The sequence below is a fragment of the Aequorivita sediminis genome, from assembly GCF_032080575.2.
GTDB lineage: Bacteria > Bacteroidota > Bacteroidia > Flavobacteriales > Flavobacteriaceae > Aequorivita > Aequorivita sediminis.
Genome location: NZ_JAVLSO020000004.1, coordinates 36,746 through 63,088, shown reverse-complemented (window position 1 = coordinate 63,088; position 26,343 = coordinate 36,746). Strand labels below are relative to the sequence as shown.

The 26,343-nt window shown below is 34.7% G+C and carries 24 protein-coding genes; 15 read left to right on the top strand and 9 right to left on the bottom strand.

The features are described from left to right. Window position 1: 1 nt before the first annotated feature. Both RT250_RS08670 and RT250_RS08665 read right to left on the bottom strand, forming a co-directional pair. Window positions 2–568, bottom strand: coding sequence for an anthranilate synthase component II (locus RT250_RS08670; RefSeq protein ID WP_313114025.1), 567 nt, complete (start codon window positions 566–568; stop codon window positions 2–4). 61 nt (window positions 569–629) lie between these two features. Beyond that, window positions 630–2,027 (bottom strand): anthranilate synthase component I family protein, encoded by a 1,398-nt coding sequence (locus RT250_RS08665; protein WP_313114023.1) that lies wholly within the window; start codon window positions 2,025–2,027, stop codon window positions 630–632. 322 nt (window positions 2,028–2,349) lie between these two features. Between RT250_RS08665 and RT250_RS08660 the strand changes: the two genes are divergently transcribed. The 4 genes from RT250_RS08660 (at window position 2,350) to ctlX (ending at window position 4,674) form a co-directional block, all read left to right on the top strand. Continuing rightward, window positions 2,350–2,661, top strand: coding sequence for a rhodanese-like domain-containing protein (locus RT250_RS08660; protein ID WP_271393956.1), 312 nt, complete (start codon window positions 2,350–2,352; stop codon window positions 2,659–2,661). A 10-nt stretch (window positions 2,662–2,671) separates the two neighbouring features. Continuing rightward, window positions 2,672–3,067 (top strand): rhodanese-like domain-containing protein, encoded by a 396-nt coding sequence (locus RT250_RS08655; protein WP_313114021.1) that lies wholly within the window; start codon window positions 2,672–2,674, stop codon window positions 3,065–3,067. Window positions 3,068–3,193: 126 nt separating this feature from the next. Further along, window positions 3,194–3,571 (top strand): hypothetical protein, encoded by a 378-nt coding sequence (locus RT250_RS08650; RefSeq protein ID WP_313114019.1) that lies wholly within the window; start codon window positions 3,194–3,196, stop codon window positions 3,569–3,571. 200 nt (window positions 3,572–3,771) lie between these two features. Beyond that, a complete protein-coding gene (gene ctlX, locus RT250_RS08645) occupies window positions 3,772–4,674 on the top strand; it encodes a citrulline utilization hydrolase CtlX (protein ID WP_313114321.1) in 903 nt (300 codons plus the stop codon). A gap of 1 nt (window position 4,675) precedes the next feature. Here the strand turns inward: ctlX and RT250_RS08640 are convergent, their stop codons facing one another. Next, entirely contained in the window at window positions 4,676–6,109 is a 1,434-nt protein-coding gene (locus tag RT250_RS08640) for an SDR family oxidoreductase (protein WP_313114018.1), read from the bottom strand. A gap of 124 nt (window positions 6,110–6,233) precedes the next feature. On the opposite strand from RT250_RS08640, the gene RT250_RS08635 reads away from it, so the two are divergent. After that, window positions 6,234–6,440: a hypothetical protein gene (locus RT250_RS08635; protein ID WP_313114016.1), complete on the top strand. Its 207-nt coding sequence runs from the start codon at window positions 6,234–6,236 to the stop codon at window positions 6,438–6,440. Between the two features lie 3 nt (window positions 6,441–6,443). Here RT250_RS08635 and RT250_RS08630 read toward each other — a convergent pair whose 3' ends face one another. Next, window positions 6,444–7,076 carry a MarC family NAAT transporter gene (locus RT250_RS08630; RefSeq protein ID WP_313114015.1) on the bottom strand — a complete coding sequence of 211 codons (633 nt, stop codon included), beginning with the start codon at window positions 7,074–7,076 and terminating at the stop codon, window positions 6,444–6,446. 183 nt (window positions 7,077–7,259) lie between these two features. On the opposite strand from RT250_RS08630, the gene argS reads away from it, so the two are divergent. Further along, window positions 7,260–9,035, top strand: a complete 1,776-nt coding sequence (gene argS, locus RT250_RS08625; RefSeq protein WP_313114013.1) for an arginine--tRNA ligase — start codon at window positions 7,260–7,262, stop codon at window positions 9,033–9,035. A 256-nt stretch (window positions 9,036–9,291) separates the two neighbouring features. After that, entirely contained in the window at window positions 9,292–10,248 is a 957-nt protein-coding gene (locus tag RT250_RS08620; RefSeq protein WP_313114011.1) for a fasciclin domain-containing protein, read from the top strand. 54 nt (window positions 10,249–10,302) lie between these two features. On the opposite strand, the gene RT250_RS08615 is transcribed toward RT250_RS08620, so the two are convergent. The 4 genes from RT250_RS08615 to RT250_RS08600 form a co-directional block, all read right to left on the bottom strand. Further along, window positions 10,303–10,950 carry a carbonic anhydrase gene (locus RT250_RS08615; protein ID WP_313114009.1) on the bottom strand — a complete coding sequence of 216 codons (648 nt, stop codon included), beginning with the start codon at window positions 10,948–10,950 and terminating at the stop codon, window positions 10,303–10,305. Between the two features lie 74 nt (window positions 10,951–11,024). Beyond that, window positions 11,025–11,627, bottom strand: coding sequence for a C40 family peptidase (locus RT250_RS08610; protein WP_313114007.1), 603 nt, complete (start codon window positions 11,625–11,627; stop codon window positions 11,025–11,027). A 43-nt stretch (window positions 11,628–11,670) separates the two neighbouring features. Continuing rightward, a complete protein-coding gene (gene lpxB / locus RT250_RS08605; RefSeq protein WP_313114005.1) occupies window positions 11,671–12,789 on the bottom strand; it encodes a lipid-A-disaccharide synthase in 1,119 nt (372 codons plus the stop codon). A gap of 74 nt (window positions 12,790–12,863) precedes the next feature. Further along, window positions 12,864–13,844 (bottom strand): D-alanine--D-alanine ligase, encoded by a 981-nt coding sequence (locus RT250_RS08600; RefSeq protein ID WP_313114004.1) that lies wholly within the window; start codon window positions 13,842–13,844, stop codon window positions 12,864–12,866. Between the two features lie 219 nt (window positions 13,845–14,063). On the opposite strand from RT250_RS08600, the gene RT250_RS08595 reads away from it, so the two are divergent. Then, the gene (locus tag RT250_RS08595) at window positions 14,064–14,699 is read left to right on the top strand and encodes a PASTA domain-containing protein (protein ID WP_313114002.1); all 636 of its coding nucleotides are present in this window, start codon (window positions 14,064–14,066) and stop codon (window positions 14,697–14,699) included. Beyond that, on the top strand, window positions 14,686–15,732 hold the full coding sequence (locus RT250_RS08590; protein WP_313114001.1) for an RluA family pseudouridine synthase: 1,047 nt from the start codon (window positions 14,686–14,688) through the stop codon (window positions 15,730–15,732). Before RT250_RS08595 ends, RT250_RS08590 begins: the two co-directional genes overlap by 14 nt. A gap of 90 nt (window positions 15,733–15,822) precedes the next feature. Here the strand turns inward: RT250_RS08590 and RT250_RS08585 are convergent, their stop codons facing one another. Beyond that, complete coding sequence (locus RT250_RS08585; protein WP_313114000.1) at window positions 15,823–17,580, bottom strand: T9SS type A sorting domain-containing protein; 1,758 nt, start codon at window positions 17,578–17,580, stop codon at window positions 15,823–15,825. Window positions 17,581–17,879: 299 nt separating this feature from the next. Between RT250_RS08585 and RT250_RS08580 the strand changes: the two genes are divergently transcribed. The 6 genes from RT250_RS08580 (at window position 17,880) to RT250_RS08555 (ending at window position 26,330) form a co-directional block, all read left to right on the top strand. Beyond that, window positions 17,880–18,176, top strand: coding sequence for an endonuclease domain-containing protein (locus tag RT250_RS08580; protein ID WP_313113999.1), 297 nt, complete (start codon window positions 17,880–17,882; stop codon window positions 18,174–18,176). An 816-nt stretch (window positions 18,177–18,992) separates the two neighbouring features. After that, entirely contained in the window at window positions 18,993–21,134 is a 2,142-nt protein-coding gene (locus tag RT250_RS08575) for a S46 family peptidase (RefSeq protein WP_313113997.1), read from the top strand. A 138-nt stretch (window positions 21,135–21,272) separates the two neighbouring features. Further along, a complete protein-coding gene (locus RT250_RS08570; protein ID WP_313113995.1) occupies window positions 21,273–22,241 on the top strand; it encodes an alpha/beta fold hydrolase in 969 nt (322 codons plus the stop codon). Window positions 22,242–22,455: 214 nt separating this feature from the next. Then, the gene (locus RT250_RS08565; RefSeq protein WP_313113994.1) at window positions 22,456–23,949 is read left to right on the top strand and encodes an MDR family MFS transporter; all 1,494 of its coding nucleotides are present in this window, start codon (window positions 22,456–22,458) and stop codon (window positions 23,947–23,949) included. Between the two features lie 198 nt (window positions 23,950–24,147). Continuing rightward, entirely contained in the window at window positions 24,148–25,221 is a 1,074-nt protein-coding gene (locus RT250_RS08560; RefSeq protein WP_313113992.1) for an AOC03_06830 family ribosome hibernation factor, read from the top strand. Between the two features lie 227 nt (window positions 25,222–25,448). Beyond that, window positions 25,449–26,330, top strand: coding sequence for a DUF808 domain-containing protein (locus tag RT250_RS08555; RefSeq protein ID WP_185098713.1), 882 nt, complete (start codon window positions 25,449–25,451; stop codon window positions 26,328–26,330). Window positions 26,331–26,343 lie beyond the last annotated feature (13 nt).

Genomic DNA, 26,343 nt, shown 5'->3' with positions numbered 1-26,343 from the left:
ATTAGCTTTCAATCCAATTTTTTATAATCTGTTTTCCCATTGGGGTAAGCACGCTTTCAGGATGAAACTGAACCCCACAAACATCGTATACTTTATGACGTAGCGACATTATCTGTCCGTTTTCATCCAATGAAGTAATTTCTAAATCTTTAGGAAAGCCTTCTATTGAAACAACCCAACTGTGATATCGTCCTATTTCAAATTCTTTTTCCAATCCTTTAAAAAGGGGGTCATCGGTCTTTACAATGGTAGCGGTGGTGGCAACTCCGTGAAAGACTTTGCTTAAATTTTCTAATGTTCCACCAAACACTTCGCCAATTGCTTGTTGCCCTAAACAAACGCCTAGTATCGGTTTTAAGGAAGCATACTTTTGTATTACTTCCTTCAGCAAACCTGCTTCATCGGGAATCCCTGGACCCGGTGAAAGCAAAATTTTATCGTAATTCTCAACTTCTTCTAAGTAAAACTTATCGTTGCGCTTAATAGTTACTTCGCAATCTAATTCCTCTAAATAGTGGACTAAATTGTAAACGAAACTGTCGTAATTATCTATTACTAGTATTTTCATTTTAAAATTGATCTATTCATTTAAATTATTGTATACCTAATAGTTTAGAACCATTTTTAAGTTAGATGGATTCTGCTAATTCCAGTGCTTTAGTTAGTGCGCCTAATTTATTATAAACTTCTTGTAGTTCATTTTCTTCATTACTTTCAGAAACCACACCAGCTCCAGCTTGATAATGTAAGGTGTGGTTTTTACTCACGAAAGATCGGATAATAATAGCGTGATTAAAGTTACCGTTAAAATCCATAAACCCTATGGCACCTCCGTAAAATTCACGGCTCCTGTTTTCATATTTTTCTAGTAACTGCAAGGCTTTGTATTTTGGAGCGCCACTTAAAGTTCCCGCAGGAAATGTGTCTGCCACAATCTGCATTGTGGGTGTATTTGTGTTTTTTGTTGCAGTAACTTTACTTACTAAATGTATAACGTGTGAGAAAAACTGAACTTCGCGGTAGATTTCAATTTTTACATTAGAGCCGTGACGACTTAAATCGTTACGCGCTAAATCAACAAGCATAACGTGTTCGCTATTTTCTTTTTTGTCTTCAGAAAGCTTTCTTGCCAATTCGGCATCTTGTTCGTCATTTCCAGTACGTTTAAAGGTTCCTGCAATGGGATGGATTTCGGCAGTATTTCCCTTAACTACTAACTGAGCTTCTGGAGAACTTCCAAAGATTTTGAAGTTTCCATAATCAAAATAGAAAAGGTATGGTGATGGATTCACACTGCGTAACGCCCTATAAACATTAAAATCATCCCCTGTAAATTTTTGCGAAAATCGTTTACTCGGAACAATTTGAAACACATCACCACGTTGGCAGTGTTCTTTACATTTTAACACTAAAGTTTTAAAATCATCATCATCGATATTGGTGGTTCGTGCCCCACTCGTTTGAAATGAATATTCGGCAAAACTCTTCGATTTTAATATTTGCTCAATCTCAGGAATGTTATTTTCAGTATTATAGGTATGTGCGAAAATATACGCCTCGTTATTGAAATGATTGATGGCTATTATGTTTTGATATACCGCGTAATAAATATCAGGGATACCAAGGTTCTGTTCTTTTTTTGTGAGCTTAATATCTTCAAAATAACGAACTGCATCAAAGGCCATATACCCAAAGAGCCCATTGTTTATGAATTTATAGTCGTTAGATTCTGAGGTAAAAGAAGAAGCAAATTCATCGATTATTATAGGTAGTAAGGTGTTTTTATTAATCTTAATGTTAGTCTTTTCTCCATCCGGAAATTGCTGATAAATAGTTTCGTTCTCAACTTTTATTGAAGCAATAGGGTTGAAGCAGATATACGTGAAACTATTGTCGTTGGCGTGATAATCACTGCTTTCAAGTAAAAGACTATTCGGAAATTTATCGCGTAGTCGCAGGTAAATACACACTGGGGTTAGCGTGTCTGAGAGTAACTTTTTTGAATATGTTTTTAACTTGTATATCATAAGTCTTCGTTTTAATTCTAATCAACGACTATTTGTATTTATCTTATTATAAAATTTGGCGGCTTAGCGGAGGCGAAGCCAAAAAAAAAGGCTTGTCGTGAATGACAAGCCTTTTTGTATATAATTTATACCATAGGTGTTTCGCTCACGACGTTTTCCGTAAGTTTTTCCACCACCAAGTATTTGTTGTAAATGTGTTCATAATTTTGAAAGTTTAAAGATAGAAAGTTTTTTTACAAAAATTGTAATTCTATTTATTAATATTTGAAATTTTGTTTTGCTTAGAACATATTGCTTAATTTTACCAAAAAAATAATTTACTATGGCAGATCTTACACAAGAAGAGTGGGCTGAACAACTCAAAAACGACGATAAAGGAGTAATAATTGACGTTCGTACCGACGCAGAATTTGAGGAGGGTCATATTCCTGAAGCAAAACAAATTGATATATACAACGGAGCCGAATTCCTGAAGCAAGCAAAGGAATTAGATCCTGAAAAAAACTATTACGTTTACTGCCGTTCTGGGGGTAGAAGTGCTCAGGCTTGTATGTTGTTAAACTCTGTTGGAGTAAAGAACGCATACAATCTTAAAGGTGGTATTACAGAGTGGGAAGGCGAAATTGTTGAATAAAATTAGTACAATGAAAAATATAATAACCTTATTCGGGCTAACCTTGCTATTGCTTTTTACTTCATGCAAAGATAAAGCTGAAAATCAAGAAGTAAGCGTAATTCCCCCACAGGAATTTGAAATGGCTATTTCAAAAAGCGAAGTGCAATTATTAGACGTTCGTACTTCCGAAGAATTTGAAGCTGGACATATTGAAAATGCACTGAATATCGATGTTCTACAAGATGATTTTGCAAGTAAAATAAAAGACTTAGATCCCAAAGAGCCTGTTTATCTTTATTGCCGAAGCGGAAGAAGAAGCGAAAAAGCATCAACGATTCTTAAGGGTTTAGGATTTGAAGAAATATATGATTTAAAAGGCGGTTTTCTTAACTGGGAAAGTGAGGGGTTAGAGGTAGGTAAGTGATTTCTTTTATAATTTTTTAACTAACTGACTCTCTTGGCGTTAAACTAACGCCAAATTGTTGTTTTAGCATATTACTTTTTACCAAACCTTCGTATCTTCATTGTATTGAACAAAAATACAATACGTATGGAGAGCGATGAGATGCTAATTTTAAAAGAAATAAAAACCTTAATTAATAAGAGTTGTAAATTCGAAGATATACCTAATAAGCGATTTCAGAATTTTCACAAAGAATTTTTTAAGTTTTCTTTTGAAGCGGTAAATGTAAAAATAGATTACCAAACAAAACAGATTTATACTTCAAATGCTAAGCCTCTTACTAAAGATCCAGTTCGACTTTTTGATATGAATACTGCCTTAGCAGATATGCTTTCATATACCGATTTAGAAGAAACATTGTTAGGCTGTCTTAAAACGGGCCATCTACAACTCCATAGGTATCAACTTTTTCTTCAAGAATACGGCGGTAAGTCTTTTGATGATTCAGGGTTTTTGTGTGCTTAACCAATGATTTTTAGTTTCTTAATAATGGCTACTTATTTTTAGCTATTTTCTTTATAAAAAGAAGGTTTCTTCCCCGGTTTTTCTTATCATTTAACTAGTAAATTTACATTGTCAAAACCGTTTTTTATCTGTTTTATTTCACTTAAATTTGCAGCCTAAAATTTTTTCAATTGGCAAAACAAATTACAGATACAATTTTAATGATTCGCCCAGTAGCGTTTAGGATGAACGAAGAAACGGCGGTTAATAACTTTTTTCAGGAGGATTTAGCATTAAAAAATGCTGAAATTAATTCAAATGCTCAATTCGAATTTGATGCCTTTGTAGAGAAATTACGCGCAGTAGGTGTTCACGTAATTGTGGAAAATGATATTAAAGAAATGGATACTCCAGATTCTATCTTTCCAAACAATTGGATTAGTTTTCATCAAAATGGTGATATAGGTTTGTATCCTATGTTTGCTGAAAACAGACGTCGCGAAAGACGAGAAGAGATTTTGGAGCGTCTAGAAAAAGAAGGATTTGTAATTAACAATATCTACGATTATACCTCTGCTGAAGATGAAAGTGTTTTTCTTGAAGGAACAGGTAATTTATTGCTTGATCGTGTGAATAAGAAAGCATATTGCGCGCTTTCTCCACGTGCTCACGAGGAGTTATTGATTGAGTTTTGTGAAGACTTTGAATATACACCAGTAATTTTTACAGCAAATCAAACCGTGGATGGCAAACGATTGCCAATTTACCATACAAACGTAATGATGTGTCTAGCAGAAGACTTTTGTGTTATTTGCCTAGATACCATTGACGATGCCAAGGAAAAGAAAAATGTACTTCACCATTTAAAGGAAGATGGTAAAAAAGTAATTGCTATTACTGAAGAACAGATGCATCATTTCGCAGGCAATATGCTACAAGTTCAAGGTAAAGATAAGAAGTACTTAGTAATGAGTACGGCAGCACACAAAAGCTTGACTAAAGAACAGATTTTAGAAATTGAAGAGCATTGCGAAATTTTAAGTAGCAAACTTACTACCATCGAAACTTGCGGAGGTGGAAGTGCCCGCTGTATGATGGCTGAAGTTTTTCTTCCAAAAGAATAAGCTAATTTTTCGGCTGAGTTTTACTGATATTGCGAATCATTCCATCAAATATAAAATAGTGAAACGGAAGCATTGCATACCAATATAACCTTCCCCAAATACCTTTGGGTCTAAAGGTTGCTGTTTGTATGAGTTCATCTTTTTCGTTGATACAAAACTCTAACCAAGCTTCACCAGGTAGTTTCATTTCAGCAAATAGAAGTAATCTTTTATTTTCTTTATCGGCATAGAGTACACGCCAAAAATCTAAAGCATCGCCCGTATTAATTCTTGTTGGGTCGGTACGGCCTCGGCGCAACCCTACACCACCAAATAAGCGATCTGCGAAACCACGTATTTTCCAGAGATAATTTCCGTAATACCAGCCATTTTCACCGCCGATAGCCCAAATATTTTCCAAAACCATTTCAGGATTTTCTACTTCAACAACTTTTTCATCTTTTAAACACCCGTATTTTGGAACCTGTATGTATTGTTTCAAATTTGTGATTCTTCCAGCGACTAAGGAGTCTTTCCAGCTCGATACAACAAGATTCTGTTCGATTTTTTCAAAAGCTTTTTTAATTGCTTCTTCATAAGATATAGGCTGCATATTCAAAATTTCTTGAAGCTTATTGTCCTTAGCAACAACTTCCATCTTCATGCTATCTACTAGGTTTACGGCCAACTTATATGAAGTTGAGGTTACAAAATACAACCAATAAGAAGAGAGTCTTGGAGACATAATGGGAACTGGAATAATCCAAAGTTTTAAACCTCGAATCTTGGAGTATTTCATCAGCATTTCTTTGTATGTTAAAATGTCTGGCCCTCCAATATCAAAAGATTGATTGTAGCATTTATCATTATCTAAAACTCCGTATAAAAAGTTAATCACATCGCGAATTGCAATAGGTTGTATTCTTGTTTTTAACCATTTTGGTGCAATCATTACAGGTAACTTTTCGCATAAGTCTCTTATGATTTCAAAAGAAGAGCTGCCGCTTCCAACTACTATTCCGGCACGTAGTACCGTTAAATTATAATTTCCTTTGTACAGTATTTCTTCTACCTTTTTTCTTGAAGAGAGATGTTTAGATAATTCTTCTTGATTCACAATTCCACTTAAATAAATAACCTGCTTAACAGAAGTAGTAGCCATATATTTATTAAAGTTAATTGCCGACCTCGCTTCCATTTCGTCAAAATCTGTAGTGGAGCTACTCATTGAGTGAATTAAGTAGTACGCAGCATCAATATCTTTTGGAAAATCGTCTGTGTTTACCTCTTCAGCAAAATCTACTTCAACAACTGAAACTTTTTTTGTGGTTTCAGGATCTAAAGGAAGTCTGTTTTTATCTCGAACGGCGCAAATTACTTCGTGACCGTTTTGTAGAAGTTCGGGTAGTAATCGCATACCAATATATCCATTGGCACCAGTTAGTAGTATTTTCAAAGATTATAGTTTTATTTAAAAGTAATTGAAAAATATTTAAAGCTATGCTAATTTGAAGTTAACATATTAGACATTTATAAGTAATACCCTATCTTTAAGAATTCAACCAAACAAATATCTTTCTATGAAAATTTTAAAAGTAGCCCTTCTTGTTATTGGAGTAGCTCTAATAATTATTGGTCTTTACAATGCATTTGTTCCTCAATCTGTTCTAGAACTAGGTCCTTTAGAAGTTAATGCAAAAGAAGGTATGTCTAATCAAACTTTAGGGATGATAGGTATAGGTGTATTAGCACTTGTAGGCGGAGCACTATTGAAGAATAGAAGTTAGATTTTAGTTGTATATAGTTTTCAAAGTTGAAATAACTGCAGAACTGATATATTCTACACCAATAGAAATTACAATAAATCCTACTATTCTAGAAATAGCATTAATTCCTGAAGCTCCTAATATTTTGCTTATATAATGGGAGCTTCTTAAAATAAGTAGCGTAGCGATACCAACGGCTGCTACTGCGAGGATAACGAATGCCATTTCACTCCATTCTTGATATTCTTGATTAAATGTAATTAATAAAGAAATTGATCCAGGCCCGGCAAGCATGGGTATTGCTAGTGGTGTAAGCGAGAATTTTTCACGCTTGTCTAAATCTTTTTTTACGCGTTTGTTTTTCATTCCCTTGTGTTTTGAAAAACTTCCTGTTAACAAGGCAAATCCAGAGGTAACGATTATCATTCCCCCTGCAATTCGCAAAGCGTTTAAACTTATTCCGAAAAAGTCTAATAAATAGGTTCCTGCAAAAAATGAAATTATTAAAATCACAACCACATTAACGGAAGTTAATAATGCAGTTTGATTGCGTTCTCGATTTGTCTCTTCAGTAGTTAAGCCAGCAAATATTGGAACAGTGCCTAAGGGGTTTATAACCGAGAAAAGTGCTGCAAATACGTATAAAAAAATGTCCATAGTTTTTTCTGCAAAGGACGCACGGCTTCTCGACTTAGACTTTACCAGAAGTTTAAATAAAGGTTAAGTGATAGGTTTGAAAATTTCAGAAATATCAATTCGGATTTAAGATTTCAAAAAAGTATCTTTGCCGATTAACTCTTAGGCATTAGCGAAAGAGTTTTCCACTTTATATTCGATGTTATGACACTCCAAGAAACCCTTGAATTTAAAATTAAAGAAGCAGTTAAAAGTATTTATGATGCTGAACTTCCATCGGTAGAATTACAGCCAACACGTAAAGATTTTGAAGGCGATATTACGGTAGTTGTATTCCCTATGCTTCGGGTAGTTAAAGGTAATCCTGTACAAATTGGTACAGCCATCGGTAATTATTTAGTTGAAAATGTTGAAGAAATTGAAAAATTTAACGTTGTTCAAGGATTCTTGAATATCGTTTTAAGTGATTCGTATTATCTGAATTTCTTTAATTCAGTGACCGATTTTTCTGCTTACGGAAAAGCGCCGCAAGGAAGTGAAGCTTTAATGGTTGAATATTCTTCACCAAATACAAACAAGCCTTTGCACTTGGGACATGTTCGAAATGTTCTTCTTGGATATTCAGTATCTGAAATTGAAAAAGCGGCAGGTAAAAAAGTCTATAAAACTCAAATTATCAACGACCGTGGGATTCATATTTGTAAAAGTATGCTCGCTTGGGAGAAGTTTGGAAATGGTGAAACGCCAGAGTCTACCAATTTAAAAGGCGATAAGTTAGTGGGTAACTACTATGTAAAATTCGATCAAGAATACAAGAAGGAAATTGAAGCTTTAAAAATTGAGGGTAAAACCGAAGAGGAAGCTAAAGCACAAGCCCCACTCATGCTAGAAGCGCAAAATATGCTTAGAAAATGGGAAGCAGGGGATAAGGAAACTGTTGACTTGTGGAATAAGATGAATGGTTGGGTTTACGAAGGTTTTGAGGAAACTTATAAATCTATTGGCGTAGATTTCGATTTCTATTATTACGAAAGTGATACTTATTTATTAGGAAAAGATATTATAGATGAAGGTTTAAAAAAAGGCGTTTTCTTTAAAAAAGATGACGGCTCTGTTTGGTGCGATTTAACCGAAGATGGCCTTGATGAAAAGCTTGTTTTAAGAAGTGATGGGACTGCGGTGTATATGACTCAAGATATAGGAACAGCCGTACAACGTGTAAAAGATCATCAAGATGTTGGTGGGATGATTTACACTGTAGGAAATGAACAAGACTACCATTTTAAGGTATTGTTTTTAATTCTTAAAAAACTTGATTATAAGTGGGCTGAAAACCTGTTTCACTTAAGTTATGGTATGGTAGATCTTCCATCTGGTAAAATGAAAAGTAGAGAAGGTACCGTTGTGGATGCGGATGATTTAATTCATCAAATGACAGCCACTGCTCGTGAGATTTCTGAAGAACTAGGGAAAATCGACGAATTTTCTGATGAAGAAAAAGAAGATTTATACAGAACTATTGGTTTAGGAGCTTTAAAATATTACATACTTAAAGTGGACCCAAAAAAGCGGATTTTATTCAATCCAGAGGAAAGTGTAGATTTTCAAGGAAATACAGGTCCTTTTATTCAATATACTTACGCTAGGATTCAGTCTATTTTGCGAAAGGCGGAAACTACTTCACAAAGCGTGGATTCTTCCCAAGTGACGATGCATCCAAAAGAAAAAGAGCTGATAAAAATTATAAAGCAATACCCTGAAGCAATACAGTTAGCAGCACAAAACTATAGCCCAGCGTTAATTGCAAATTACACCTACGATTTAGTAAAGGAATTTAATAGTTTTTATCAGAATGTGCCAATTTTAGCAACAGACAATGAAGTTGAAAAAGCTTTCCGTGTAAAGCTTTCTGAAGCAGTTGGTGAAGTTATAAAAAGTGCATTTAGGCTATTAGGAATTCAGGTGCCGGAAAGAATGTAGTTTTAAGGATTCACATTTTATTATAATAGAGTTTCAGTTATATAATTTACTGATTCCCACTCTAAAAGCTCAAAGATAATCTTTGAGCTTTTTAGTTTGTGGAATTAATTGTATTCAATTGTTTATAGGAGCGAAATAAAATCATTTGCAAAACTGTTTAACTTTTAAAGAAAAAGATTAAACAAAAGTTAAAGTTCTTTTTGAACGCTATTCCATGCCTTAGTTTTGTTTTCATATTAATCTTAACTCAAACACAATGAATAACTTACTAAAAATTTCGCTTCTTGTTTTTATTACATTTGGTATAATCTCTTGTAGTGACGACGATGATACAATAGTAGACCCGCAAACAAATACTATCGCAGATTTTGTTAGCTCTAATGACGATTATTCGTCTTTAAAATCGGCATTAGATAAAACTGGACTTACAACAACGTTAGAAGAGCCAGGCAATTATACTGTATTTGCACCCAATAATGACGCATTTTCTACGTTCCTAGCCGCCAATGGATTTTCATCTTTAGATGAAGTACCAACAGACCTACTTAAAAATGTGTTACTCAATCACGTGTTGGGGATGAAGTTGGTAGCAACAGACTTAACAACTGGTTATGTTAATTCACTAGCATTGCAAACAACCTCAGGTAAGAACTTGAGTATGTATGTTAATACTTCTTCAGGAGTTAAATTGAATGGGATTGCGGATGTTACAACTGCAGATATTATGGCTGATAATGGTGTTATACACGCAGTAAATTCTGTAATTGGTTTGCCAACAGTTGTTACTTTTGCAACTGCAGATTCTACATTTGCAACTCTAGTGTCGGCATTAACACGTGATGACCAACCAGACTATGTAGGCGTTTTGTCAACTGCAGATGGTACGAGCCCTGCACCTTTTACGGTTTTTGCTCCAACTAATGATGCTTTTAGCTCACTATTGGCAGAATTAGGCGTAAATAGTTTATCGGATATTGATGGTCCTACGTTAACGGCAACTTTGAATACTCATGTAATTGCTGAGGCCAATGTGCGTTCTGAAAATTTAGTAGATGGGCCTGTTAGTACCTTAGGCGCAGATATTATAATAGATGCCAACAACGCTACACTAACTGATCCTAACGGAAGAGTGAGCAACATTATAGTGGTTGATGTACAGGCCGAAAACGGGGTAATTCACGCTATTGATAAAGTTTTACTTCCAGAACTGTAGTAAATTAAATAGTGTATATTAAAAAGCCGCTTCATTTTGTTGAAGCGGCTTTTTTTATTTTGACTTAATTTCATCTTTGTCTAAATGATAAATTTCCATAATTCCTTGTAGAACTTTTTCGAAATCGATATTCAGATCTATAAGCTTTCCTGTACCTATATCCATTACCCATCCGTGTACAGATAACCTTCCTTGTCTAACAGCAATTTGAACATCGGCTGTTTTAATAACGTTTACACACTGTTCTTGAACATTAAGTTCTACCAGGCGTCTGTATTTTTCTTCTTCACAACTTATTTTATTTAGCTCATCGCGATGTATGCGGTAAACATCTCTAATATTTCTAAGCCATGGATTTAATATTCCTAAGTCTTTAGACTCCATAGCAGCTTTTACACCTCCACAGCCATAATGACCACAGATAACAATGTTTTTTACTTTTAAAACACTTACAGCGTAATCAATTACACTCATAGCGCTTAAGTCTAAGTTGGATACCATGTTCGAGATGTTACGCATTACAAAAACATCTCCAGGCTTAACACCCATTACCTCTTCTGCAGTAACCCTACTATCGCTACAACCTATATAAAGAATATCAGGATTTTGTCCATTAGCTAGGTTTTTGAAATATTCTGGATCTACTCCTAGTTTTTTGTTGACCCAGTTTTGGTTGTTTTTAAATATTTGTTCAATGTCCATTTATTTCGGTAATTATATTTTGGGGTAAAAATAATTTTAAATAATTTTTACCTAAAAGTAAAAGTGATGTTTTTTTAAATTTCTAACACTCTCCTAAACGAAACAAATGCCTTTTTCCAATAAGTCTCATTTAATGAGGATATTATAACTCCTGCGCTCGTTGAAGAATGAATAAATTTTATATCCCCATCTAATGTTTCAACTATTATACCTACGTGGTTAATTGTATTTTTACGGCTGGTTTTAAAAAATACTAAATCTCCTTCTTCAACTTGATCTTTTGTAATAGGAATGCCTTTGGTTGCCATATCTCGTGAAATTCTTGGCAAGCTGATATTTTCTTTTTCAAAGGCTACACATACCAATCCAGAGCAGTCCATTCCAGCTTCGGTAGTACCTCCAAACTTATAGCGCGTTCCTTCAAAAGTTTTGGCGTAGCTAATAATTTTGTGCTTAATAGCTTCTAATTTATCTTCAGCACTATCGAGAAATGCTTCTTCTTCAGATTCATCAATGGTTAATGCATTGCTTTTTTGGGCTGTTATATTCTTTACGGGTTTCTTCTTATTCAAATTAACTTTACTTGTATCAGTAACCGGGTAGCTAGAAGTATTTCGTGTAGTACCACACGATACTAGAAACAATGTGAAAAATGATAGCAGCAGTATTTTTTTCATTTCAAGAATATAGTGGGTTAGCCTCTAAAATTAATAAAAATTTCTAGTTAAGCTTTATAGAAGAGGTAATTAGTTTGGCGGTGTTTTCACTAGCACCTCTCCCGCCAAGAGTTTTTTCAAGTTCGTAATAGTCCAAAAACATCGCATTTCGTTTTTTTGGCTCTAATATTTTAGTGAGTTCTTCTTTTAAACGTTTTGTATTAAAGTCGGTTTGAATTAACTCTGTAACAACTTCTCTGTCTAGAATTAGGTTTACTAACGAAATGTATTTAAGGTTTATTACACGCTTTGCAATTTCGTAGGAAATTCTTCCACCTTTATAGCAAACTACCTGAGGTACTTTAAATAGTGCTGTCTCTAATGTTGCTGTTCCAGAAGTTACTAATGCTGCATTTGCAATACTTAAAAGTTCGTAGGTTTTATTGGTGATAAAGTGAACGTTTTTAGTGGTTAAGAACGATTCATAAAACGATTTTTCTTGACTTGGAGCACCTGCAATAACAAATTGATACTCTTTAAAATCTTTAGCCACAGAAATCATTATTTCCAGCATCTTGGTGATTTCTTGCTTTCTGCTTCCCGGTAATAGTGCAATTATAGGGCGTTCGTCAAGTTTATTTTCTTTTTTAAAGGAATGTGGGTCAACCTGTTCTTGATTGTAAATTGCATCAATAAGTGGGTGACCTACAAAATGAACTGGGAAATTGTGTTCGTTTTCGTAGAAATCCTTTTCAAAGGGAAGAATAACGTACATTTCATCAACATCGCGTTTAATGTCTTTAATTCGTCCTTCTTTCCAAGCCCAAATTTGCGGTGAAATATAATAATGTGTTTGGTAACCTTTTTGTCTTGCCCATTTTGCTATTCGTAGATTAAAACCAGGATAATCAATAAAAATTATAACATCAGGGTTAAAACTTTCAATGTCCTGTTTGCAGAATTTTATATTCTTCAGAATAGTTCGCAAATTCATTAACACTTCAGTAAACCCCATAAAAGCAAGGTCGCGATAGTGTTTTACTTCGGTCCCCCCAGTAGCCTTCATTAAATCCCCACCCCAAAAACGGAAATTCGCATCGGAATCCTCCTTTTGAATGGCTTTCATTAGGTTGGCGCCGTGTAAATCTCCTGATGCTTCGCCTGCTATGAGGTAATATTTCATTGTTTATAGGTTTGGCTGAATCCTTATACTGTAAAAATAAAAGTCTGTTTTCCAATTATAGTAGTTAAGATTCATCAATTTATTACATTCTGAATTAATATATCGAAAAATTGTGTTAGTGTCATTCCTGCTTCACGTACTTGTTTAGGAACAATACTTTCGGTAGATAGCCCTGGATTGGTATTGGTTTCTATAAAATAAGGCTTCCCTTTTTCTATAATAAACTCACTACGTGCAATACCTTTCATTTTTAGCAATTTGTAAATGCGAATTGCTTCTTTTTTTACTATATCCGTTTCCTTATCTGAAATTCTAGCTGGGGTGATTTCTTGCGATTGGCCAAGATACTTGGCTTCATAGTCGAAAAATTCATTTTCACTTACAATTTCAGTGACTGGTAGGGCAATTATTTCATTGCCATCGTTATAAACTCCAACCGAAACTTCAACGCCAACCAAGGCGGTTTCGATAATTATCTCAGTGTCTTCTGAAAATGCCTTTTCTATAGCAGGTAAAATTTCGGACATTTCGTTTACTTTACTTATTCCGAAGCTAGAGCCAGAACGGTTCGGTTTTACGAAACAAGGTAGGCCGGTAATTCTAACAATTTCTTCTACATTAATATCACTTCCTTTATTAACGTAGTATGAGTTAGCACAAAGCACTCCAAAATTCTTTAAAACAGAAAGACAATCACGCTTGTTGAAACTAAGGGCGGCTTGATAATAATCTGCACTGGTATGTGGAATTCCAAGTAAGTCCCAATATGCTTGTAAATACCCATCTTCTCCAGGAGTACCATGTATGGTGTTAAAAACAATATCAGGAACAATTGAAGTTTCTGAACCATTTTCAAAACTGAAATCAGCTTTGTTAACAGGATATTTTGTGCCATTTTCGGCTACATAATACCATCCCGATTCCAAAATATGGATTGGATAAACGTTGTATTTATTTCTATCGAGTGACTCGCAAACCACTCCGCCACTTTTAATGGATATTTCAAATTCGCTTGAATATCCGCCCATGGCAACTGCAATATTTTTTTTGCCCATAAAGAAAGATTACTATTCCACTAAAACCATTAACATAAAGGGTGGAAATCTACGTTTACAAAAGTATTAAAAAGTTAGTCTTGTATGTTATGCGAATCAAGTAATATCTATAAAAAGCTATTAAAAATTGATTTTGATTTCATTTCCCAATTAAATTTAATTTTAACCAAAAGATACTACCTTTGATTTTTATATTTTTGTGTCTTAACTAAGAAGCATATGACCTTTTTTCAGTTCTTGTTTACCAAAGCATTTGTCAAGCAGTTACTACTAGCAGTAGTGGTTTTAATAGCTTTGATATTCTTAACTTTATGGTGGTTGAAATTCACCACTAACCACAACGAAACTACCGAAGTTCCAAATCTTGCTAAAATGTCTTTAGATAAGGTCGAGGAAAAGTTAGACGAAATGAGTTTGCGTTACGAAATTTTAGACTCTGCAAATTACAACCCCGATTTTCCGAGGTATTCTGTAATTGAACAAATACCTAAACCTGGTAAATTTGTAAAAGAAAACAGGAAGTTATACTTAACACTTAATCCGTCAGGATATAGAAAAATTGAAGTTCCAAACATTTTAGGAAGAACCCGTCGTCAAGCAGAGCCTACACTCTTAGCAATGGGTTTTGAAATGGGTAAGATAAGCTATCGTCCACATATTAGTGATAACGTATTGGAAATGCGTTTTAACGGTGAGAAATTAGAGCCAGGCACTAAAATTCAAAAAACATCTGTGATAGATTTAATAGTCGGAGATCAATCATTAAATAAAATCCAGACTGAAGGCGAAGAATCTTCTGAAGAAAATCAAGATACGCCAATAGAAAATATAGAAGAAAACAATGGCGAATTTTAACGAAGAAGAGATTGAAGAAAATGCAGGTAATGATGATCTTTACGAACATTACCGATTTCAAGCTGATAAAGGACAAAATCCATTAAGGGTAGATAAATACCTGATGAACCTTATTGAAAAGGCGACTCGAAACAAAATACAAAAAGCGGCAACTGCAGGAAACATCTATGTTAATGATGTTCCTGTGAAATCTAATTACAAAGTAAAAGGTGGCGATATAGTTACTGTATTATTTGAACATCCTCCTTATGAGTTTTTATTAGTACCCGAAGATATTCCCATCGAAATAGTTTATGAAGATGATGCTGTACTTGTGGTTAACAAAGAAGCAGGAATGGTAGTGCATCCCGGACATGGGAATTATAGCGGAACACTAATAAATGCACTGACTTATCATTTTGAAAACCTGCCAAACAACAGTAGTAATCGCCCAGGTTTAGTGCACAGAATAGATAAAGATACTAGCGGACTTTTAGTAGTTGCGAAAACTGAGGAAGCTATGACACATCTAGCAAAGCAGTTTTTTGATAAAACTACAGAGCGAGAATATGTTGCTTTGGTTTGGGGTAATGTTGAAGAAGACGAAGGAACTATAGAGGGGAATATAGGACGTCACCCTAAAAATCGTTTGCAAAATACAGTTTACGAAAATGACGACGAAGAAAAAGGAAAACCAGCGGTTACGCATTATAAAGTGTTAGAACGTTTAGGTTATGTTACTTTGGTTTCTTGTAGGTTAGAAACTGGACGTACACACCAAATAAGAGTGCATATGAAATACATCGGGCATACGCTTTTTAATGACGAACGTTACGGAGGTGAGAGAATATTGAAAGGCACTACATTTTCTAAATACAAGCAATTTGTAGATAACTGTTTTAAAATTCTACCTCGTCAAGCCTTACACGCACGAACGCTAGGATTTGTACACCCAGTTACTGAAGAATTTATGCGTTTTGAGACTTCTATTCCAGAAGATATGCAAACGTGTTTAGAAAAATGGCGCAGCTATTCTAAGAACGTTATAGAGTAGTCTTAAATCATTAGATTGTTTATACAAATAAAATAAGTCCCTTTTCATTAGCTGAAAAGGGACTTGTTATTAAAGGTATATTTTAATTAATTATTTCTTAATCCACTTTGCAGTAGAAGTGCTTTTACCATCAGAAACTTTAACGAAGTATAAGCCGTTGTTAAAGTGTTTCAAATTGTATGTTGAAGTTTTTTCTAAAATTCCTTTTTTAGAGAAAACCATTTTCCCATCAATGTTGTAAACTTTTACCTCAGCATTCTGAATAGTAGTAGGAATTGTAAAACTTAAAATTCCGTCTGAAGGATTAGGAAAAACTGAAATTTGTGAAATAGAATTAAAAGTAGAGACTCCGGCAGTATCATCTAACTTTACTAATCCGTCTCGAGTATTATTTCCTTTATAACCATTCCTTTTTATGCTCTCAGAATTGTATGGTACATTTAAATTATAAACACTAACAAAAGTTGAATCTACACCACTTCCAAAAGTTTGTGTGTAACTGTTCGCAGTTAAGTCTAGTTGTCCGTCATTGTCAACATCTCCTAGAACTACTCCGTTTAGAAAAGTAAATCCTCTTGGTCTAATTGGGAAGCCATCAACTTCACCACTTCCATCCAATGAATAGGCGTGAATGTACCCAATACCATCTGCGTCAGTCATGGTGCTTGGAAAAACAATGTCTAATACACCATCGTTATTTACATCTGCAATAGAAAGTACACCTTCAGTACCTCCATATTTTTCAAATGGGAAATTAGGTAAGTTGCCGCCGTCTGGGTCTAAGCCATAGATTACTGGCAACTCTTCTCCAGGGGTGCCACTTGAAATTCTATCAGATAAAAATATCTCAAATGTACCATCGTTATCTAAGTCAAGAACTGTTGCTGGAGAATATGTCCATCCGCTAAGTGTAATTGGCCAACCCGCTTTATAGGACCCGTCGTGCTCCATAACGTAAAAGCCTGGGGAGTCTCCGTGATTACTACCAATTATTTCTAAATCATCGTCTCCATCTAGATCAGCTAGAATAGGAGATTGGTAAGAGTATTTTACATTTGGATCTACAACAGGGAAACCTGGAAATATCTGACCTTGATTGTCAAAAATGTACATTCCTCCTGAGGAAGCAGAAATTACTACATCAAGATTTCCATCATTGTCTACGTCTCCAATTGAAGGTGTAAAACCAGGAGTAGCTCCAACTTCAACTGGCCAATTTGCGTTAACTGATGTTCCGTCCATTTTAAGTGCGTGAATTTTCCCCAAAGTGCTACTTACACGTTCACACGTAATAATATCTAGAGTACCATCATCATCAAGATCTGCAACGGCAGGTGCGTTTATCATCCAATTATTATCAAAATTCAATGGCCAGCCAGGAAGATCATTTCCTTGATTATCTAACAAATAAACTCGACCAGCGTATGGAATACCTCCTGTATTAACGATAATTTCAACGGTGCCATCATTATCTAAATCTACTACTGTGGGAGGTAGTAAAATACTGCCGCTTATCGGTTTTTCCCATAAAACCGATCCGTCACCTTTTAAAACATATAACGTGTCCCAAAATCCGTATATTATTTCGTCTACCCCGTCATTATCAACGTCTGCAAGAGTAACACCTCTTGAGTTTTTAAATGTTGGATTAGCTGCTTGGCCAAATTGCCAGAGTAAATCAAAATCTTGAGTTTGTTCGGTGTTGTTGTGTTTTTCTGGAAGTAAAACTGTTTCTACCGAAATCGTTCCATCTTCGTTTAAAGATGCCTTTTGTCCTTGCTGTTGCGCAATAGATGTTGAAACCAACCCTAAAAATAGCGTTGATAATAGTACTAGTCTTTTCTTCATATGGTGTTCTTTAGTGATTAGATTTTAAAGTTATTGATAAATGTTGAGTTTGCAAAAAAGCATAAAATTAATCGGTGAACTTATCTATATGTTTTTCACAAACAGCTCCTTCCCCTTCAAAATATTCTTAATGAAATGTTCTAAGTTTCTTGTAGGGGAAGGTGTCCTTTTGCTTTTGCGTAAAAATACGGAAGCAGGTGAGAGCTAGATGGTTTTTAGGTTTTACACGTTATTTTATTATTTTTAATGTATTGAAAAAGAGGGTTATGAGAAAAAAGAAGATTCATGATAAACCTGAGTTGAGAACTTTTAGGCGTAGGTTGCGTAATAATGCTACGCCAGCAGAAGCTTTTTTATGGAAGTATTTACAAAGAAGTCAGCTAGAAGGTAGAAAATTCAGAAGACAACATAGTATTCAAAATTATATTATGGATTTTTATTGTGCTTCAGAAGGATTGATTATTGAACTCGATGGCCAGGTACATATAAACCCCAAAGCTGAAGAATATGACAGAAAACGTGACACTTTTTTAGAAGACATGGGGTTTATTGTACTTCGATATGAGAATAAGATGGTATTTGATTTTTTGCCGTAAGTTTTAAAGGATATTCGAGATCATTTTAAAGAAAATAGGAAGTAAACCCACCCCGCCCTTCGGGCACCCCTCCCTTTTAGGGCGGGGAACTTTTCTCATACTTGCGTACACGAATAATATTTTTTATACAAACAGCTCCTTCCCCTTCTAAATAATTTTAATAAAATGTTCTAGGTTTCTTCTAGGGGAAGGTGTCTTTTTACTTTTGTGTAAAAAGTCGGAAGGGGTGAAGGCTTAGAAGGTTTTTTTATGTTTTCACCTCGCCCATTGGGCAGCTCTCCCTTTCAGAGCGGGAACTTTTCTCATACTTGCGTACACGAATAATATTTTTTATATAAACAGCTCCTTCCCCTTCTAAAAATTTTTAATAAAATGTTCTAGGTTTCTTCTAGGGGAAGGTGTCTTTTTACTTTTGTGTAAAAAGTCGGAAGGGGTGAAGGCTTAGAAGGTGTTTTTTATGTTTTCACCCCGCCCGTTGGGCAGCTCTCCCTTTCAGGGCGGGGAACTTTTCTCATACTTTTGTACTCGTTTAATAATTTTTCAAACAAACAGCTCCTTCCCCTTCTAAATATTTTTAATAAAATGTTCTAAGTTTCTTGTAGGGGAAGGTGTCTTTTGGTGTTTTGCCAAAAGACGGAAGGGGTCTTATTTTCAATTTACCCATTCATAATAAAAAGTTAAATTTTACTGATTGCAATTCTTTTCAACCGTAATTCCGCAGTTAAAATGGTTAATCTACTATATTTACAAGCTGAAAATTTTTTGTGATAACAAGATTATTTTCAATTCATATTTAATCAATAATTACATTCACTAATGAAAAAATTTATTCTTTCTTTATTTATCGCAATCTTCATTTTGCCGGTACAAGCAAATGAAGGTATGTGGTTCTTAATGCACATTGAACGGTTGAATTACCGTGATATGCAAAAAATGGGGCTTCAACTTACACCAGAAGAAATATACAGTATAAATAACTCTAGCATAAAAGATGCTATTGTTCAGTTTAACCGTGGTTGTACTGCTGAAATAATTTCTGACAAAGGTCTTGTGTTGACTAACCACCACTGTGGATATAGCCAAATTGCTGAGCTATCTACTGCCGAAAACGATTATTTAACTAATGGATATTGGGCTGCAAACCATAAAGAGGAATTAAAGCCAAAGAGTCTTTCTGTTCGTTTCTTTGTAAGAATGGATGATGTTTCTAAACGTATTTTAAGTAAGGTTAACGATAAAATGACCGAACTTGAACGCGAAGCAGCAATCAATAAAGAAATAGCACTAATCGAACAAGAGAATAACGAAGGTGGAAAATATACTGTTTCTGTAAAATCATTTTATGAAGGAAATGAATTTTACTACTTCGTTTACCAAGATTATAACGATGTTCGTTTAGTTGGAACACCTCCTGCTAGTATAGGAAAATTTGGTGGAGACACCGATAACTGGGAATGGCCAAGACACACAGGTGACTTCTCTCTTTTTAGAGTTTACGCCGATAAAGATGGTAACCCAGCAGAATATTCTGAAGATAATGTTCCTTTAAAGCCAAAACATCACTTAACTACAAGCATCAAAGGATTTGAAGAAAATGATTTTGCTATGATTCTTGGATACCCAGGTCGTACAAATCGTTGGATGCCTGCAGGTGGTATTGAGCAAAACGTAGAATATGCTTACCCTGCTTGGGTTGAGGCTTCAAAAACATCTATGGATGTAATGAAGGATTATATGGACCGCGATCAGCAAGTAAAATTAGACTATGCATCTAGCTATGCGTCCATTGCCAACTATTGGAAAAACCGTCAAGGGATGATTGATGCTTTAAAACATCACAAAACTGCAGAAACTAAGCGTGAAACAGAGGCGGAATTTCAGAAATGGGCTTCTAAAAAAGCTAATAAAAAATATGCTAACGTAATTCCAACTATAAATGATTACTACGCAAAAACAAATGAAGCAAGTAGTCATAACAATTATTTAGGCTTGTTGTTGAGAACAAGAATGGCAACACTTCCTTATCGCTTAGGAACTGCTATTGAATATTACATCGAGCAAAATGAGGCGAAAAGAGCGGAATTAAAGCCAAAATTGGAAGCAGAAATCAACAACCTTTACGACGGACTTTACCTTCCATTAGAAAGAGATGTATTGGCTGCTCAGTTTAAACTTTACTCTACTAAGGCTACAAACATCGCTCCTATGATAGCTGAGATTGCTACAGAAGCTAATAAAACCGAAGATGGGTGGAAGGAGTACTTAAACAATGCACTACAAAACAGTGTTTTTGAATCTAAAGAAAAGCTACAAGGCTTCATGGCTAACCCAGATGCTGAGGTTCTTAAAAATGATCCATTATATCAACTTTCTGTAGATTTGTTAAAGCGTTATCGTTTCAAGTCGGAAGAAGAAACTCAATTAGGTCACGATTTCGACCGTGCATTTAGATTGATGGTTCAGGGTATGAGAGATCAAAACCCTGATGAGAAATACTACCCAGACGCAAATAGTACTTTGCGTTTAACGTACGGAAAAGTTATTTCGTTGCCAGAAGATAAGCGTAACGACGCTGACAAAAACTACTACACTACTTTAAAAGGAACAGTGGCTAAGTATCAGCCTGGTGATGATGAGTTTGATATGCCTAAGGAGCTAATCGATCTTTATGAAAAGAGAGATTTTGGTCCTTATGCAGATAAGGATGGATACCTTCCAGTAAACTTTTTAACTGATAATGATATTACAGGTGGTAACTCTGGTTCTCCTGTTCTTAACGGAAAAGGAGAATTAATTGGTCTTGCATTTGACGGTAATATTGAGGCAATGGCTGGAGATGTTATTTTTGACGACCAACTACAACGAACTATCAATGTTGATATACGTTATGTGTTATTTATTATAGATAAATTAGCTGGAGCAACTCATATTATTGATGAAATGACAATAGCTAAATAAGTAAATTTTTAATTTTTACAGAAGCCCACAGGTCTTATAATAAGATTTGTGGGCTTTTTTATTACTAAGGTTTATTATAAAAAGATTAACCATCAACACTAAAGTTCTTTACTACTTTTACCGCCAAATAATATGTGAATGAAAAACTTTAAATTTCTGTTGATCTTTCTTACTCTAGCATTATTTACTGCTTGTAAAAACGAGTACGACAAGTTTTCTAAAAAGCCTGATTACATTACTAAGCCTAGTAAAAAACACAAAGCATATTTTGATGCTTATGATGAAACTATGAAGCAATGGGGGGTTGATTATGAAGAGCTTTATATCACCACTTCTCACGGTATAGCACATGTTGTGGTAAGCGGAAATAGAAAAGCAACTCCAGTTGTTTTGCTACACGGAATGAATGCTAGCTCTACTATGTGGTATCCCAATGCTAAAGCCTTGGTGGAAGATTATCGAATATTTGCAATCGACTTATTATCTGAGCCAGGAAAATCTTATAAGACAGCCAATTTTAATAATATAGATGAAATTACTGAGTGGTATCAAGAGGTTTTATGGGCCCTAAAATTAGATTCTTTTCATTTAATTGGCGCTTCAAGAGGCGGTTGGTTTGCCGTTGATTTAGCAACGAAAAGCAAAAGAGATATTAAAAGCCTTGTTTTGTTGAGTCCTGCACAAACTTTTATGTGGATTCCGCCTAGTACCGATTTAATAAAAAATATAATCAACGCACTTTCTTCTGATGAAAAGAAGTTAGAAAGAGAGCTTGAAACAATGTCAAGCAACGTAAACGCAATAAATAAGAACTATTTAAAACAATATAAAATTGGGGTGAAAAATGATACTCTACCTAAGTTTATGATGCAAATGACGCCATTTCCAAATAAAAGTTTACAAACTTTAAAGATGCCTACACTTGTATTGATAGGTGATAATGATATAATTAACGGCAATAAAACTCTAGGTGTTGTAAATAGAAATATAGCAAGCAGTCACGCCGAAGTCGTTCCAAATGCAGGTCATTTTGTATCTGTGGACCAAGCTGAAGTAGTTAATAAGAAAATTTTAAACTTTCTCAATAACGTTGATAAAGCTGAGTAGTAGTTAACCAAAAGTCTTCATTAAACGTAATTGTTTCTATTTGTAGTATTTAGTCGATTATTATCTTTTTGAAGATTCATTATTACTTATTACATATTATTTCTTCAAAGAAAATCTAGTTGTTACTGCTTTAATAGTAATAGAATTTTTATTCAATTTCAAAATATACAGAAGTATTTGAAGGGCTATCTTTGCGCAAAAGTGAAATAGGAAAATGCACGATAAACCAGTAAAAGAAATGCGTAGAAATTGGGTGCTATTTGCACTCATGATTACTATGATGTTAGCAGCAATGGATAATACTATTGTTGCTACAGCCATTCCTCAAATAGTTGGGGATCTTGGTGGTTTCTCACTTTTTAGTTGGTTATTTTCAATCTATTTACTTGTTCAAACAGTTACTATTCCCATTTATGGAAAGTTAGCAGATATCTACGGACGGAAACCAATCCTCATTTTTGGAATCTTAATATTTCTTCTCGGCTCTGCTGCCTGCGCCGCAGCTTGGAATATGCATTCTCTAATTTTTTTTAGAGGGCTACAAGCTGTCGGAGCCGGGGCAATAATGGCTACTGTAAATACCATAGCAGGAGATATTTATACTATTCAAGAACGTGCTAAAATTCAAGGTTGGTTGTCTAGTGTTTGGGGTGTTTCTGCAATAATGGGTCCTGCAGTAGGTGGAGCTTTGGCAGATTACGCATCGTGGCGATGGATATTTCTAATTAACCTCCCTATCGGTGCCGGAGCGATAGCATTAATAATCATTTATCTACACGAGAAAAAACCTAATAATCGTCACAAAATAGATTGGGCAGGAGCCTTGGCGATGTTAGTAACAGGAACGGTTATCATGTTTGGTGTACTACAAGGCGGACAATCTTGGCCTTGGTTATCTCTTTATACTTTGGGGATTTTATTATTAGCAGTTTTATTGATATTTATTACAATAAGAATAGAACGAAGAGCCGTTGAACCAATATTACCAGCGTGGGTATGGAAAAAGAAGGTTATCCTAAGGGCTAATTTAGCAACCATAGGAATGGGGATTGCTACCATGGGGCCAAGTATGTATCTTCCTGTTTTTGCCCAATCAGTTTCTGGAGTTGGTGCTATGGCGGCTGGGTTTATTTTAGCAAGTATGAGTATTACTTGGCCATTGTCTTCGTCTTTATCAGGAAAGCTTTATCTACGCGTAGGATTCAGAAATACGGCACTTTGTGGAATTATAATAGTTATAATTGGTGCTGCAAGTTTCCTACTAATTCCCTTTCCTGGACCAGTGTGGAGTTTGGTTGCAATTCAAATGACATTAGGAGCAGGTTTTGGGTTAATTACAACCCCACTTTTGGTTGGAGTACAGTCCACTGTGGTATGGGGACAAAGAGGCGTTGTAACGGGTACTAATATATTTTCTCGTTATTTTGGGCAGAGTATTGGTGCAGCTGTATTTGCGGCTGTCTTTAACGCTACAATATCCAGTAAGTTGCAAAACGCTCCAGAGGTTTTACAAGGAAAACTGCCAGGAGTAAATAAAATGGTTGAGGTCTTACAAACTCATACTTCTGTTTCAGAAGTAAGTCTTTATTTAAGAGAATCTTTCTTTTACGCTACTAATAATGTTTATCTAAGTATGGTAGTAGCGGGCTTGGTTACTTTAATTATTCTACTCTTTACGCCAGCTAAATTTCCTTCAGTAAAAGAGTAACAACTGATTTCTCACACCTTTTAATTTTAAAATCAATACCTCGTTAATGTTGTGTTAATGACTTATATCATAGTTTCTTACGTTTATATTGGTTATGTTAGTATTTATGAACTTTAATTGAATTCTTATTAAAACTACACAAAAATTAAAGTTGAATTTTTGTGACTTAAAATAGTATTAACATAAAAAACATATAATATGAACATAACATTGAAAAAACTAAAAGACATTCGTTCTGAAAATTGTATCTCAATAATAGCAACTACGCATAGAACAAAACCAGATTACTTAAATGATGGATTACGTTTAAAAAATCTCATAAAAGAGGCTGAAGATAAGTTAATGGCAGATACTACAAAACGTAATGCTACAAGTTTGATAGAGAAACTAAACAACTTAGCCTCGTCTATCGACCATAGCCAGAATTTAGAAAGTCTGTTACTTTTTGTAAATGATGATATTGCTGAGTTTACTCGTTTACCGATAAAAGTGGAAGATCGTGTAGTAATAGACGACACCTTTGCTACTCGTGATTTAATTAGGGCTATGCACTTAGAAACTCATTATTATATTTTAGTTTTAAGTCAGGAAAAAACTAGACTTCTTGAAGTGATGAATGACAAAGTTATTCAAGAAATAGGAAATCCATTCCCTTATGAAAACACCCAGTTCTTCTCAAAAAATAGGGCTGCCGCTGCAATAGCTTCCAAACAAACAAGTTTAAATGCTGAATACTTTAATCAAGCGGATAAATTGGTGAATGAGGTAAGAAAAGATAACCCGCTACCAGTTCTAATTTGTGGATTAGAAGAAAACCATAAGGAATACCTAAAGATTGCCGATAATAAAAATAGTATTTTTGAGGTGTATCTTAACAAGAGTATGATTAATGAATCTGCTCACACTATAGTAGAAGAAAGTTGGGAAGTTGTAAAAGATTATATTGTTGATAAAAATAATGCGCGAAAGGAAGATTTAAAAAATGCAGTTGGGCAGAATAAGTTTTTGAGTGATACGAATGAAATTTGGCGAGCAATTGCTGAAGGGAAGATTCAAACACTATTTATTGAACAAGGTTTGTTTCAACCTGCAGTTTTGAAAGATGATGAAATAGTTTATGTTTCTGAGGAGAAGAGAAACGATAAGGGAGTAATTGATGATATTTATGACGAAATGATTGAAGCCAATATGGACTTTGGCGGAGATGTGGTTTTCCTTCCTAAAGGGGAATTATCAAAGTTTAATGGATTTGGAGCGATAACACGTTATTAGTCTTTTAGTAGTTTTTGTTTAATAGACCCGATTTGCTTTCAATTTAGAAAGTAAATCGGGTTTTTATTTTCATACAAAAGGAGAAATTTATTTACGTACTTGATGTCTTGCAGCCATGAGATAAGTTGATTTTACTGATATAGCTAGATGTAAAGTAAATTGGGCAATAATTATAAGAAGTTTAATGTCAACTTGCCTATTTTTGCTAAAATTTAAAAGAAAATTTTATGGCTTCAGGAATCTTCGCAATACTTGATGATATAGCAGTTTTACTTGATGATGTGGCAGTGATGAGTAAAGTTGCTGCAAAAAAAACAGCAGGCATATTAGGTGACGACCTAGCTGTGAATGCTGAGAAAGCTTCAGGTTTTGCTTCTTCCAGAGAAATTCCAGTTTTGTGGGCTATCACTAAAGGTTCTTTTATTAACAAGTTAATTATTCTTCCAATTGCATTCTTATTAAGTGCTTTTATACCGATTGCCGTTACAATTATTTTGCTACTTGGAGGGCTATATCTAGCTTATGAAGGAGCAGAAAAAATATATGAATTCATTTTTCCTCACGCTCACTCCAAAAAAGAGAAAGTGGACGTAGAGATGAGTGAAGCTGAAATATTAGCTTACGAAAATGAGCGTGTGAAATCTGCCATTATAACCGATTTTATTCTTTCGCTAGAAATTGTGATTATTGCATTAGGAACTGTTCTTACTCAGCCCCTTGCTACACAGATAATAGTTGTAAGTATTATTGCTTTATTGGCTACTGTAGGTGTTTATGGTATTGTTGCACTTATAGTGCGTATGGATGAAGTAGGGTTTAAGCTTATAAAAAGCAGCAAAGAAGGTAAAAGCTTTAAAAAATCGTTAGGGCTATTCTTAGTACAGGCATTACCAATTATAATTAAAAGTTTAAGTGTAATTGGAACTATTGCTTTATTATTGGTTGCTGGAGGGATTTTTGTTCATAATGTAGATTACTTTCACAGTTTCCTACCAACATTACCTTCTTTTGTAGGTGAATTTATTGTTGGCTTAATTATTGGCTTTATTTGCTTACTTATTGTAATAGGAGCGAAAAAGCTTTGGAAGGTTATCAAAGGAGATAAATAGCGCAAATTTTAAT

Excerpts from the sequence above, each read along its gene's own strand:
- RT250_RS08670 (WP_313114025.1), bottom strand. The coding sequence starts at position 568 with ATGAAAATACTAGTAATAGATAATTACGACAGTTTCGTTTACAATTTA.
- RT250_RS08665 (WP_313114023.1), bottom strand. The coding sequence starts at position 2,027 with ATGATATACAAGTTAAAAACATATTCAAAAAAGTTACTCTCAGACACG.
- RT250_RS08660 (WP_271393956.1), top strand. The coding sequence starts at position 2,350 with ATGGCAGATCTTACACAAGAAGAGTGGGCTGAACAACTCAAAAACGAC.
- RT250_RS08655 (WP_313114021.1), top strand. The coding sequence starts at position 2,672 with ATGAAAAATATAATAACCTTATTCGGGCTAACCTTGCTATTGCTTTTT.
- RT250_RS08650 (WP_313114019.1), top strand. The coding sequence starts at position 3,194 with ATGGAGAGCGATGAGATGCTAATTTTAAAAGAAATAAAAACCTTAATT.
- ctlX (WP_313114321.1), top strand. The coding sequence starts at position 3,772 with ATGATTCGCCCAGTAGCGTTTAGGATGAACGAAGAAACGGCGGTTAAT.
- RT250_RS08635 (WP_313114016.1), top strand. The coding sequence starts at position 6,234 with ATGAAAATTTTAAAAGTAGCCCTTCTTGTTATTGGAGTAGCTCTAATA.
- RT250_RS08630 (WP_313114015.1), bottom strand. The coding sequence starts at position 7,076 with ATGGACATTTTTTTATACGTATTTGCAGCACTTTTCTCGGTTATAAAC.
- argS (WP_313114013.1), top strand. The coding sequence starts at position 7,260 with ATGACACTCCAAGAAACCCTTGAATTTAAAATTAAAGAAGCAGTTAAA.
- RT250_RS08620 (WP_313114011.1), top strand. The coding sequence starts at position 9,292 with ATGAATAACTTACTAAAAATTTCGCTTCTTGTTTTTATTACATTTGGT.
- RT250_RS08615 (WP_313114009.1), bottom strand. The coding sequence starts at position 10,950 with ATGGACATTGAACAAATATTTAAAAACAACCAAAACTGGGTCAACAAA.
- RT250_RS08610 (WP_313114007.1), bottom strand. The coding sequence starts at position 11,627 with ATGAAAAAAATACTGCTGCTATCATTTTTCACATTGTTTCTAGTATCG.
- lpxB (WP_313114005.1), bottom strand. The coding sequence starts at position 12,789 with ATGAAATATTACCTCATAGCAGGCGAAGCATCAGGAGATTTACACGGC.
- RT250_RS08600 (WP_313114004.1), bottom strand. The coding sequence starts at position 13,844 with ATGGGCAAAAAAAATATTGCAGTTGCCATGGGCGGATATTCAAGCGAA.
- RT250_RS08595 (WP_313114002.1), top strand. The coding sequence starts at position 14,064 with ATGACCTTTTTTCAGTTCTTGTTTACCAAAGCATTTGTCAAGCAGTTA.
- RT250_RS08590 (WP_313114001.1), top strand. The coding sequence starts at position 14,686 with ATGGCGAATTTTAACGAAGAAGAGATTGAAGAAAATGCAGGTAATGAT.
- RT250_RS08585 (WP_313114000.1), bottom strand. The coding sequence starts at position 17,580 with ATGAAGAAAAGACTAGTACTATTATCAACGCTATTTTTAGGGTTGGTT.
- RT250_RS08575 (WP_313113997.1), top strand. The coding sequence starts at position 18,993 with ATGAAAAAATTTATTCTTTCTTTATTTATCGCAATCTTCATTTTGCCG.
- RT250_RS08570 (WP_313113995.1), top strand. The coding sequence starts at position 21,273 with ATGAAAAACTTTAAATTTCTGTTGATCTTTCTTACTCTAGCATTATTT.
- RT250_RS08565 (WP_313113994.1), top strand. The coding sequence starts at position 22,456 with ATGCACGATAAACCAGTAAAAGAAATGCGTAGAAATTGGGTGCTATTT.
- RT250_RS08560 (WP_313113992.1), top strand. The coding sequence starts at position 24,148 with ATGAACATAACATTGAAAAAACTAAAAGACATTCGTTCTGAAAATTGT.
- RT250_RS08555 (WP_185098713.1), top strand. The coding sequence starts at position 25,449 with ATGGCTTCAGGAATCTTCGCAATACTTGATGATATAGCAGTTTTACTT.